The 12,491-nt window shown below is 43.0% G+C and carries 11 protein-coding genes; 2 read left to right on the forward strand and 9 right to left on the reverse strand.

Going from position 1 to position 12,491, the window contains the following annotated elements:
- Window positions 1-93: 93 nt before the first annotated feature.
- The 7 genes from phaC to IX91_RS19815 form a co-directional block, all read right to left on the reverse strand.
- Entirely contained in the window at window positions 94-1,872 is a 1,779-nt protein-coding gene (phaC, locus tag IX91_RS19785) for a class I poly(R)-hydroxyalkanoic acid synthase (protein WP_004743777.1), read from the reverse strand.
- Window positions 1,873-1,927: 55 nt separating this feature from the next.
- A complete protein-coding gene (locus IX91_RS19790) occupies window positions 1,928-2,275 on the reverse strand; it encodes a phasin family protein (protein ID WP_004743779.1) in 348 nt (115 codons plus the stop codon).
- A gap of 35 nt (window positions 2,276-2,310) precedes the next feature.
- The gene (locus IX91_RS19795; RefSeq protein ID WP_004743780.1) at window positions 2,311-3,519 is read right to left on the reverse strand and encodes an acetyl-CoA C-acetyltransferase; all 1,209 of its coding nucleotides are present in this window, start codon (window positions 3,517-3,519) and stop codon (window positions 2,311-2,313) included.
- A gap of 12 nt (window positions 3,520-3,531) precedes the next feature.
- Complete coding sequence (locus IX91_RS19800) at window positions 3,532-4,272, reverse strand: SDR family oxidoreductase (RefSeq protein WP_004743782.1); 741 nt, start codon at window positions 4,270-4,272, stop codon at window positions 3,532-3,534.
- A 659-nt stretch (window positions 4,273-4,931) separates the two neighbouring features.
- A complete protein-coding gene (locus IX91_RS19805; protein ID WP_004743783.1) occupies window positions 4,932-7,994 on the reverse strand; it encodes an efflux RND transporter permease subunit in 3,063 nt (1,020 codons plus the stop codon).
- A complete protein-coding gene (locus IX91_RS19810; protein WP_004743786.1) occupies window positions 7,991-9,046 on the reverse strand; it encodes an efflux RND transporter periplasmic adaptor subunit in 1,056 nt (351 codons plus the stop codon). The genes IX91_RS19805 and IX91_RS19810 overlap by 4 nt, the downstream gene beginning before the upstream one ends.
- 1 nt (window position 9,047) lies before the next feature.
- Entirely contained in the window at window positions 9,048-10,124 is a 1,077-nt protein-coding gene (locus tag IX91_RS19815) for an efflux RND transporter periplasmic adaptor subunit (protein WP_004743787.1), read from the reverse strand.
- Window positions 10,125-10,305: 181 nt separating this feature from the next.
- On the opposite strand from IX91_RS19815, the gene IX91_RS19820 reads away from it, so the two are divergent.
- Both IX91_RS19820 and IX91_RS19825 read left to right on the forward strand, forming a co-directional pair.
- Window positions 10,306-11,037, forward strand: coding sequence for a TetR/AcrR family transcriptional regulator (locus IX91_RS19820; protein WP_004743789.1), 732 nt, complete (start codon window positions 10,306-10,308; stop codon window positions 11,035-11,037).
- Between the two features lie 190 nt (window positions 11,038-11,227).
- The gene (locus tag IX91_RS19825) at window positions 11,228-11,482 is read left to right on the forward strand and encodes a hypothetical protein (protein WP_236642917.1); all 255 of its coding nucleotides are present in this window, start codon (window positions 11,228-11,230) and stop codon (window positions 11,480-11,482) included.
- Window positions 11,483-11,523: 41 nt separating this feature from the next.
- Here the strand turns inward: IX91_RS19825 and IX91_RS19830 are convergent, their stop codons facing one another.
- Complete coding sequence (locus IX91_RS19830) at window positions 11,524-11,868, reverse strand: TIR domain-containing protein (protein WP_004743793.1); 345 nt, start codon at window positions 11,866-11,868, stop codon at window positions 11,524-11,526.
- A 71-nt stretch (window positions 11,869-11,939) separates the two neighbouring features.
- Entirely contained in the window at window positions 11,940-12,419 is a 480-nt protein-coding gene (locus IX91_RS19835) for a GNAT family N-acetyltransferase (RefSeq protein WP_004743796.1), read from the reverse strand.
- Window positions 12,420-12,491 lie beyond the last annotated feature (72 nt).

The raw sequence follows: 12,491 nt of genomic DNA on the forward strand, positions 1-12,491 counted from the left end.
TAATTAATTTAATTAAACAGATATCTAAAAGCATTACAAACAAAAAAGCCCCTAGCTTTCGTTAGCTAGAGGCTTTCGCTTATTAGAAACAATCTAGTTTGTTTCTTTGATTGGCAAGACCTGCTTGACGTAATTGCCAGGCGCTGGCCCCAATACTGGGAACTGTTCACTACCTACCTTGAACGGTTCAACTTGCTCATCAGGATTAAAGCCAAGCAACCATTGATCCCAATGTGTCCACCACGAGCCTTCAGTATGGTCCGCGTTTGCTAACCATTCATCGGCATTGTCATCCAAAGAATCATTGGTCCAGAAACCATACTTGCCTTTTGCAGGATGATTGACGATCCCTGCGATATGACCAGATTCACCAAGCACGAATGTCTTATTGCCACCGACGTTTAGCGCACCACGATAGGTTCCTTGCCATAGTGCAATATGGTCTTCCTTGGTTGAGATAAAGTAGCTCGGCACTTTGATCTTATTCAGGTCGATCCATACCCCGCCAATTTTCACGCCCTTGTCTTCTACCAACTTATTGTTTAAGTAGAGTTCACGTAACATGAAGTTGTGGGTGTCTGCCGCTACGTTAGTACTGTCACTGTTCCAATACAGCAAATCGAAATCGACTGGACTGTTACCTTTTAGATAGTTATCAACGTAGTAGTTCCAATAGAGGCTATTTTCACGCAGAAGACTGAAGGTCACACTCAGAGAGCGACCATCCATGTAACCTTTCGCACTGTTCTGAGCTTCAATTGCATTAATGATCGTGTCATTGATATACGCACCAACTTCTCCAGGCTGAGAGAAATCTAATAACGTAGTGAAGAAAGACGCACTCTTAATGCGCTTTTTCATTCTCTTTGCCGCGTAGTAGGCAATCGTAGACGCCAGCACAGTACCACCAATGCAGTAACCCGCTGCGTTGATTTGATCTTGCCCAGTGATGTCTTCAATCGCCGATACGGCTTTTGCGACGCCATCAGTGACATAGTCACCAAATTCAACGTTACGCTGCTCTTTACCTGGATTTCGCCATGACATCATAAATACAGCATGTCCTTGCTCAAGGAGCCAGCGAACCATTGAGTTTTTCTCACGTAAATCAAGAATATAGTATTTGTTGATAAACGGAGGCACGATCAATAGCGGTGTTGCGTTGACTTTTTCCGTCATTGGGCGGTATTGAATCAACTCAAACAGCTCATTTTGGAAGACAACGTCACCTTGCGTATTGGCAATATCTTCTCCGATTCTAAATGCGTTGTTGTTTGTCATTCGAATCTTGAGGATATCAGCACTCGACTCTACGTCTTCTTTCAGTTGCTCTAATCCAGCGAGTAGGTTTTCGCCATTTTGCTCTAACGTTAGCTTAAGGAGCTCTGGGTTAGTGGCGATATAGTTACTTGGAGACATAGCATTGATAGCTTGGCGCGAGAAAAAGCTGATTCGTTCTTTGCTTTTCTCATCCAGACCCTCGATGCTTTCTATCGTCTCTAGGTAAGTTTTACTAAATAGAAGATAAGACTGCTTGATGAAGTTGAAGAAGATGTCGTTTTGCCACTCTTCGTGTGCAAAGCGTTTATCACCTTTTTCAGCTTTAACAATTTCTTCTGTATTGGCAGTTAGAGCAACGTTTTGCCAAATTTGTAATTGCTGCTGCCACCAGTCTGCTTGAATTTTTAACAATGCAGCAGGTTGATTTGCGGCACTTTCGAAGAGCTTGGTTGTATCTTCTAAGTTAACCTCTTGCATTGCTTTATTGAGGGGAGAGTTCGCGGCTGCCCTGCTGAGTTCTAGATCTTCCCACCATTTTTGATTGGTTTCTTGGAGCTTAACAAGGTAGTCCGAAAAGAAGTGTTGTAACATATTGCTACTCCTAAGATCGGAAAAATGCCGCCTTTCGGCGGCAGAGAAGTCAGTGTTATGCTGGAGTCACTGTCTTAAGATTTTCCGATGTCATTTGCTCAACATCATCTTTGAACTCTTTGGCGATAGATTGCAGCTTGTTGCTGTCGTCCATCATCTGTTGAGATAGCTTAGTCAGCACATTAAGCTGCTGGCTATTGAATGCAGTTAGTGACGTGACGTCTTTCACTTCACTTGCCGCTTTCATTTGCGTTAGACCCATTTCGCTGTAAGTGCGGATAGCATTTAGTTGAAGCTCAGTAAGCACTTCGACGTTCTTCGTCACAAGCTTGTTGAACTTCACGTATGGTTCTAGGCCTTTTTCAGTTTGATCTGTAAATGTTTTGAAGAAATCTGTGTACATAAGTATCACTCCTAAGTTAAGTCCATTTAAATGGTTTAGTTAATTGATTTGATTACAACTGCAGTGCCCATACCGCCACCTACACACAGTGAAGCGACACCATATTGACCTTGCCCGCGATTAAGTTCATGGATTAATGAAACAAGAATGCGGTTACCCGATGCGCCAAGTGGATGCCCTAAGGCAATCGCTCCCCCATTTGGGTTGGCTTTATCGAGGATGGATGAAACAGATACCTGATGTTTTTCTGCTAGCAGATGAATTACACCTAGCGCTTGGGCGGCAAAGGCCTCATTCAACTCATAGACATCAATATCGTCGGTTTTAAGTTCAGCTTTTGCCAATGCTTTAGTGACTGCTTCGACAGGACCAAGCCCCATAACTTCGGGCGCTAAACCAGACTGAGCGTAGCTGACGATTTCAGCAAGTGGAGTTAATCCATACTGTTTAACCGCTGACTCACTCGCAACGATAACTGCACTCGCGCCGTCGTTAATACCTGAGGCGTTACCCGCTGTAACTGTACCTTCACGGTCAAAAGCTGGTCGAAGTTTTGCTAATCCGCTTAATGTTGCTTCAGGTTTTGGATACTCGTCAGTATCAAAAACAATCGTTTCACGACGTTTTTTCACATCAACTGAAACAATCTCATCTTTGAACTTACCTGCTTCAATTGCAGAAACCGCTTTCAACTGACTCGCTTGGGCATATTCATCTTGCTGCTCGCGGGAGAGGCCGACTTCTTTCGCGACATTTTCTGCCGTCACACCCATATGATATTGGTTGTAAACGTCAGTTAAGCCGTCATTAATCAGTAAGTCTGTCAGGTTCAGATTGCCCATTTTATGGCCATCACGAATACCAGAAGGAACAGTGAAAGGAATCTGAGACATCACTTCGACACCTGCTGCAACGACGACTTGAGCATCACCAGAGCGGATATGGCTTACTGCATCCATAACGGTTTTCATGCCGCTACCACACACCATATTCAGTGAATACGCAGGCACTTCGTTTGGTATACCAGCGTAAATTGCCGCTTGACGGCCAACACCCATACCTTGACCAGCCCCAACCACATTGCCCACAATAACTTCATCGATAGAGTCAACATTCACGCCACTTTCAGTGACGGCAGCTTTGATCGCGATTGAAGCCAAATTACCTGCTGAAATATCTTTCAGTGTGCCGCCAAAAGCGCCGATAGGAGTACGCTTAGCACCTACAATAAATACTTTTTCCATGATTCATCCTCCTTAATGCATGTGTAAGCCGCCATTTACAGAGAGTGTTTCCCCTGTAATGTAGGCGCCAGCTTCACTTGCTAAGAAAGAAACGGATTTAGCCACTTCCTCTGGAGTCGCTAAGCGACGCATCGGAATCTGAGCTTTAATTGATTCAAGGACTTCTGGTTTCATCTCTTCTACCATTGGCGTACCTGTGTAGCCAGGAGCAACGACATTGACTGTCACACCTGAACGAGCACCTTCCGCTGCTAATGCTTTGGAAAAGCCGATCATGCCCGCTTTGGCAGCCGAGTAGTTTGTTTGTCCGAACTGACCTTTGATACCGTTAACCGAAGAGATATTGATAACTCGACCATTGCCCTTCTCACACATGGCAGAGAACAGCGGCTGAGTAACATTGAACACACTGTTCAAGTTCGTTTCGATAACGTCTTTCCAAGCGGTAGCCGTCATCTTTTTAAACGTGCCATCTCGCGTGATTCCAGCATTGTTGATGACAACATCAACGGTACCTTCTTCCACAAGCAGACTCGCTAAACGCTCTGCACATTGCTCGGTATCAGTAACATCAAGTTCAAACAGACGCACTTGGTCTTCATTGAAACCTTTTTCGTTAAACCATTCTTGAGCACATTGCTTTTTACCCGTGAAATGAGTAGCGATGACACGGTAGCCATCATTTACCAATTGAGTAGTAATAGCAGAACCAATTCCGCCTTTAGATCCAGTGATCAAAGCGATTTTTTTCATTAAGAGACTCCATTCTTAACAGCAATAAATAACCAAACGGTTTTCTTTTATTGGTGCTTGCCATTAAGCACCAACCAACGTCATTAATAAATTATTGTAAGACTTTTCTTGCGTCTTTTAATTATCAAAACTAATGCCTATTTATTACAGTTCAAATACTTTTCGAAATTATGTGCATAAAGTTGAACAATGTCTCATATAGAATGTAATGTTATTTAATTGTTAACTCCACTTAAGCTTATGTTTTCAAAGGATTTGTTGTTATAAACATGTAAATCATTAAACTCTATCATATTGTTTAATAAAGATTTTATTTGAATTACACTCATTTCATTAGTCTTCATCACTCATTGAACAACTGCTATTCGCACTCATTATCAATCCGGATTTTATGACTATTTTGTTACTAACGGACATTGACTTTAGGCTGATTAAAACGCAATTTAATTTAATAGAACTATCAGCCAATCTATTTAAACCTCTGAATAAAATGACATTAAATACATATTTTCTAATTATACTTTAGTATGAATAAAACAAGTTTTTAATAATAACCATTATTGATAGATGAAATAATAAAGACATCCAAAACTAACGAACAAAAAAGCCCGGATAAAAATCCGGGCTGGCTTAAAGCGAATCGTTATTCAGTCCATGAATTATCCGGCAGTGGATGGTTTGATTCGATAAAAGATGGCGAACAGAACAGGTACAACGATCAGTGTTAATACTGTTGCAAAGCCTAAACCGGCCATGATAGTTATCGCCATGGAGCCAAAAAATGCATCAAACACTAGAGGTATCATCCCTAGAATGGTCGTTAATGCCGCCATACTTACGGGACGTACACGTGATATCGCACTATCAAACACGGCTTGATATGGATCTTTACCAGAGCTTAGTTCAATGTTGATTTGGTCAAGCAGCACGATGCCATTTTTCAGGATCATGCCACTTAGGCTCAGTAGACCTAAGAAGGCAGTGAAGCTAAACGGCATATCTGTCGCAAGTAAACCAATAGACACACCTATGATTGATAGCGGAACGGTGAACCAAATAACCAACGGCTTTCTAAACGAGTTAAATAGCAGCATGGTAATAATGAACATCAATAAGTAGCCCATCGGCAATGAACCGAACAGCGCCTCTTGAGCGTCTTTTGACGACTCATATTCACCACCCCAGCTAATTGAGTAGCCTTCTGGAAGCGCCAATGCTTCTACTTGAGGACGCACTCGACTAAACAAACTTGCTGGTGTTTCATGACCCAAGACATCGTGGTCAGCCAATACTGTCAACGTACGTTTTCTGTCTCGACGTTGAATAAGTGGCTCTTGCCAATCAAGCGCAACCCCATCAATAACTTGCTCTACTGGGATATAGCTTTGTAGAGTCGGGCTCCATATCTTGACGTTTGCTAATGACTCAAAGTCCACACGCTCTTGCTCAGGTAAGCGAGCGATGATTGGTAGCATGTGTGTACCGTCACGAAGCAAACCAATCGGTGTGCCTCCAAAGGCCATTTGCAGCGTATTGGATAAGTCCTCTTTAGAGATACCTAAACGACGTGCTTTTGATTCATTAAACTGAGGTACCAGTTCTTTCGTACGTTCACGCCAGTCGTGTCGAACATTTCGTGCACCAGGATCTTGCAAAAGCACATCTTCGACTTGTAGCGCGATGTCTCGTAGCACTTGAGGATCTGGACCTGTAATCCTAGCTTCAATCTTAGAAGCCGGTGAAGGACCGAATTCCATTAACTTAAACTGGAAAGTCGGTTGATTGAATGTCACTGAAAGTTTTTTATCTAACTCTTCCAATAGCTCAAACATGGTTTCACGATCATGCGTACGAACTTGTAGCTGAGTATACGCCTCGTAACTCTTCTCCGGTTGGTAAGTTAACGCAAAACGTTGTAAACCTTGACCTGTTGTTGTAGATACAAACTCAACATTTTCTTGCTCGCGAATGTACTTCTCAACTTTCTTGGTTTCTTCAATCGTCTCGCGAATATCCGTCCCTTCAGGCATCCACATGTCGACATAGAACATCGGTGTGTTTGAGGGTGGGAAGAACTGTTGCTTGACCATACCGAAGCCTGCCACCGCGACCACTAGCAAACCCACCATACTTACAACGGTTAACCAACGGAAACGAAGTGCAAATTTCAAGCTTGCACCAAAAACGGTAAACAAGATGCCTTTGTAAGGATCGACCTCTTCTGCTGAGTCTCCCTTCTCCTCTTCTTTAAGCAGTAGATCAGCTAAGAATGGTGTCAAAGTAAGTGCCGTAATCCAGCTTAAAAACAGTGAATAGCATAGTACCCAGAATAGTGAGCCCATGAATTCGCCCGTTGCATCTTCTGAAAGGCCAATAGGTGCGAACGCAGTGATAGCAATGACGGTTGCACCAAGCAATGGCCACTGCGTTTGTTTAACAATATCTACCGCAGCCTGAACCTTCGTTTTACCGCGTTTCAGACCAACTAAGATACCCTCTACAACAACAATCGCATTATCAACTAGCATACCTAATGCGATGATGAGTGCGCCCAATGAAATACGATGAAGCTCGACATCATTTTGTTTCATTAGGATAAACGTGCCCATTACAGTGAGCAGTAGAACCGCACCAATGATGATGCCGCTACGTAACCCCATCGCAAATAATAAGACAATGATAACGATCGCAACCGCTTGACCTAAGCTAACAATGAAGTCATCAACTGACTTTTCCACTTCAGCAGACTGATTGTAAAAGTAGTTAATCTCAACACCCGCAGGACGGATGTTTTCTAATGCTTCTAGCTCTGTTTCTAAGGCTTTACCTACCTCGACTACGTTGACGCCCGCACCAAAGGAGATCGCAAGGTTAATGGCAGGCTTACCGTTAAATGTCACAACGTTTGAAGGCTTTTCTTGAATCCCACGACTAATCGTTGCAACGTCTTTAAGGCGAATCAAATTGCCGGTATCACGACCGTGAATGATGAGCTCTTCTAGCTCCTGCTCTGAACTCATTGTTCCGTTTGGTCGAATCGTTAATGTCTGACCATTAACCATCACTTCACCCGCTGATTGAACACTATTCTGCTGGCTCAAGAGACCGACAACGGTATTCATATCCAGATTAAGCGCTGCCAAACGTTCCAGTGAGACTTCAACAAAAAGCTGCTCTTGCTGATCTCCGGCTATGGCGACTTTACCAACCCCATCGACAAGTTCTAGCTCTCGGCTTAGATAGTCAGCGTAACGCTTAAGCTCAATGAAGTCATAGCCATCTCCCGTCAGCATGATCATGATGCCGTACACATCGCCAAAATCATCAATGATCTGTACCGAATTTACGCCACTAGGAAGATTCGGCCTTAGATCGTTGATTTTACGGCGCATTTCATCCCATATCTGAGGTAGCTCGTCCGGGCCGTATTCCATCTCCATACTTACCATGATTTGAGACATGCCGTTAGAAGATGTAGATGTAATCTTATCGATGTAAGGAAGCTTGCGGATCTCTTTCTCTAATGGATAGGTTAGCTCTTCCTCCACTTCCTGTGACGTTGCCCCAGGGTAAGTCGAAATAATCATCGCATCTTTGATCGTAAATGCAGGGTCTTCGAGTCTCCCTAGATCCATGAAAGATGTATAACCGCCAATTGCCAGTATGATTAGGAACAACCAGCTAATAACTTTATTTTTTATCGAGTACTCAGCAATGCTCACAGCTCAGCTCCCTTGATTTTCATACCGTCACGTAATTTTCTTAAATTCGATTTAATCAGTACGTCGCCTTTTTCGATGCCAGTCCCTACCAAGGCGCCACTACCTGTAATTTGGTCAACCGTCACTGGATAACGATGTGCTTCACCTTGTTCAAGCTTCCAAACATAGAAGTCTTGGCTTTGTCTGCCAGCATCAATTGCAGTCATTGGTACTTGATATGCTTTATAGGTGTTCAAACCCGCTTTGACTAAATCAACCGACACCTTGGCACTAGTGCCAGGTAAAATGGGTTGCTCCGTTTGTGCCATTCGCAACCACAATTCATAGGTTTGGCTTTGAGGATGAAGCTCACTGGTGTGTTCATAATACGCAATTGGATAACTGCCACTGTGTCCAGCAAAAGATGCCATTGGCTTATAGTCCTGTGCGTTAGTTGCTGGGTTTAGCATTGCCAACACCGAGTCAGACACTTCTATCTTTACGTATACTTTGTTGTTTTGATAGATAGCGATAACTTGCTCGCCAGGAGAAACGTTCTCAAACTTCTTCTTATCGACAGAAGAGACCACGCCGTCAAATGGCGCACGCAAACGCATGTATTTCATTGCCGCTTTTGCTGAACCTAGATTCGCTTCCGCGAGTTGGAAGTTAGCTGTTAGCTCATCAAGTTCAGCGCGCGAGATCATCTTGTTTGTACGCAGTTCTTGACCTCGTTTTACCTGCTTCAGAGCAAGTTCATACTTTGCTTGAGCGTCGTTTAATTTTTGCTTCGTTTTCGCATCATCAAGCATTGCTATCGTCTGGCCTTTAGTGACATTGTCACCTTCTTTAACCAAAATAGACGCAATTTCCCCATCTAAGCGAAACGCGAGCGGGGTTAACTCAGCAGGCATCACCTGCCCATTGAAATTGCGATATTGGCTTTCTGATGCGGCAGCTACGCTAAATGTGTCGACCATTAAGGGATTTGCTTCACGGTGTGTCGAGTCGGGTGTACAAGCCGATAGCAAGCCGACCGAGATTGCCGCTAGCGCAAAAGTTTTGATACGCATGTTAAATACCACCTTCTTTCGTCCATGCTTTCACTTGCTGACCCGGTGAAAGGTTTTCGACACCAGCTTGAACGATCAGATCACCACTCGTTACGCCGCCAATAATGTTTCCATTGCTATCTAGTTCAACATCAACCAAAGATAGCGTTTGAGTACTAGCATCGAAACGATATAGCTGTCCTTGTTCTTGCTGCTTTGACACCCAAGCTGCTTGTGCAATCTTGAATGCGTCCGACGCGTGGTTGTTAAGAAGTTTCACCTGCCCTGTCATTCCCGGCAATAGATTGAGCTGCTCAGGGCGCTTAAACGTCAAACTCGCTTTATAGCTATTTGTATCAGGATCTGGTTGAGTCGAAATCTCTTTAAATTGGGCTGGCATCGAAATTTGCTTGTGACTATCCATCACAACTTGGAATTTCGAGTCGGCGATATGATCTAAGCCGTATGTCTCTGCATAGCTTACTGGCACCGTCAGCACAACATCTAGAACGCTATTGTCGATAAGGTTAAGAACAGGCTGATTTGCACCGACAACTTGGTGCTCTTTACTAAAGGTAATGGAAACAACACCATCAAAAGGCGCAACAATTTGTGTGTAATCGAGATCCGTTTTTGCTTGCTCTAATGCTGCCTGCGCTGCCTTAAATTGAGTTTCATTTTGGTCAAACGTATCGACACTAATGAGCTTTTTGTCATGCAGTTGAGCTGCGCGCTCAAAGGCAGTTTTGGCTAAGTTGTATTCTGCAAGGCGGGCGTCAAATGCCAGTTGATAGTCCGTAGGATCAAGTTTTGCCAACACTTGTCCCTTTTTCACTACCGTTCCCATACGTACTTCTACGCTTTCTATCTCACCAGCTACTTGGAAAGACAAGGCTGCGCGATCAGTCGCGTCTATCGTCGCGATAAACGAGTCGTAGTGGTTGAGTGATAAGTCAGGCACTTCCACCAGCTTTACGGGCTTCACCACTGGTTCGCTGATTTCTGATTTCGCTTTATTGCACCCGGCAACCGCCAGTGCAATGGCTCCGACAGCCAAGAGCTTTGTTACTTGTTTTATTCTTTCTGATGATGTGTTCATGATTGAGCATCTTTATTTATTACACACCTGTGCAGTATATAAAGATTATGCCCAAGATCAATGTTTATTTTCCATGCGTGCAATATAATAATTAAACGATCTATACTGTTTATCGGTTCTTTGATGAAATGAAACGAGATTTCTGGTAGAAAGAAAGCGTTCCACGAGGTTGACGAGAATTATGACTGAAAGAAAGCAAGGCCGAAGAAGTGCTCAAGATGCGGAAAAAACTAAATGCGAGATAATGCGTGTCGCAACTGAGCTGTTCTGTGAGTTAGGTTATGAGCGGGTATCACTAAGAAACATCAGCGAGAAAGCAGGTGTTTCTCATAGTTTGATCCGCCACCACTTCGGCAGCAAAGAGCAAATCTGGTACGCGATTAGTGATGGCTTACACCTATACATGGAAAAGTACATCAGAACGATCATTCAACATATGCCCGCAGATGTCAGTTCAAACGTTAAGCTATACAACTTTTCTGTTCGCCTTTTGGCACATATGCTCGAATTCAAGCAGCCGATGCAGCTTATCGCCGATGCAGTCAGACAAGAAGACGCGCTCTTCGACTACTTCATTGATAATTCAGGGGAAATTGAACAACTTGTTTTTCAGTTAGCTGAACAATACAACGATCAGCATCCAGAAGCTCAAATCAAGATATGGGAAATTAAGTGGCAAATGATCATGTATGCACATGGTGCTGCCAGCTTAACGCCATTTATGAAAGAAACTTGGGCCGATGAAACTGATTCTTTAGAGGTTTGCTTATTGAAACATTGGGAGATGTACAACACCATGATGGCTTGTCGCTTCCAAGTACCTGATGAATATATCTTGCGCCCGACCAAAGTATCTGAACTGGTGTATGAAATCGAATGTGACTTGAAAGGCATGTCTGAAGAACTTTCGTAGCTTTTTGTTATACAAACTAGCGCACATCAGCACCAAACCAATGGCTAAGCAACTAACAATATCTGTGTCTAATCAACCTGTTTTATATTGAATTGTTTGATTGGAAATTGATCCTAATCAATTCCAATCGAACTCGCTTGTCGTATGTTCTGTACAAAAATTCACTTAAGTGAAACTAATAATGATGAGCATGCAAAACAATACTTCAATTACATTGGACGTGATCCACACGGCGATAAATAAAGTTGAAATCGCTAGCAAAATCGATCTAAACACTTTAAAAGATTTTATCAGCGAAAATACCACGAGTGCGGTGACTTCTTTCACCGAAATGAGCCAATGCGATAGCTTGGATGATAAGTTCAAACTGGTGACGACTAGCTTCCCTCAGTTTATCGATCATTCCCAGCATCTTATCGAAACTTCAATTCTTCTTAGTTCATAAGCTAATAGGAACTCGATAGCCTGGCGTCAAACCTCGACAACCTATCCTCTCGACTTAAGCTCTTGAAGCATCATTTCCGGAGTGAGGATTTTGGTGAGTAGATGAGATACATCGGGATCAGATATCGGCTCTAGTGCATACACAGGCTTTCCTAGCCCTAAGGCGTAGCCAATATCTAGAGCCACACTTTTTCCTACATAGCCTTCAAAATTAAGGATGTAGGTCATATCTGACTGCTTGATTCGTTCTAAACATCCATCAATGCCGCCCGACTGTTGCGGCTCTGATATTAGTACTTCAACACCCTCTCGCATTAGCTGAGAACGAATGGCCTGCATTCGGGCCATATTTTTGAAGCTTCCCGCGACGTAAACTGTTTTACTCATTCTAATTCCTGAATGTAAGTGGATATGCTCTAACTAGACACTTCACAAAGAATCGTTACACACTGGCTTGGTTATAGCAGTTTCTCCATACCGAGAAGTGTCCAGGGTTTACCTTCAAAGAGTCTCACATCAGACTGTTCCGAAATAACATGAAACCCTAACGATACGTAACTATTTCTAGCGGCATGGTTTTGCTCAAACACAACTAAACTTAACTTAGATGCATTATATTTTTCTTGAGCTAACTCAATAAGTTGAGTCAACATAGTCTTAGACATACCTTGCCCCCTAAAGCCGAAGCAAATATAGACTCGACATATTCTAAAATGAGATTCTGAAACTCGAAATAGCTCCACATAACCCGCATTTACCTCATTAACCTCGAAGACAAAAGGAAGCACTTCAGAAGACAGGCAATGCTCGGAGATTTGTTCAAGAGTTAAAGGGAACTCAAACTTGGGTCCACCCCACAAGTAATTCAGCTCACTTGAGTCTATCCACTCAATCAATAACGGATAATCTTGCTGTGTAAAAGGCCTTAATTTCCCCATATTGCAACGTGCTCCCAAGATTCAATAGAAATACCAAATATAACGCGTCAATCATTGAGTATTTATATCGAT

It is taken from the genome of Vibrio tubiashii ATCC 19109 (genome assembly GCF_000772105.1).
GTDB lineage: Bacteria > Pseudomonadota > Gammaproteobacteria > Enterobacterales > Vibrionaceae > Vibrio > Vibrio tubiashii.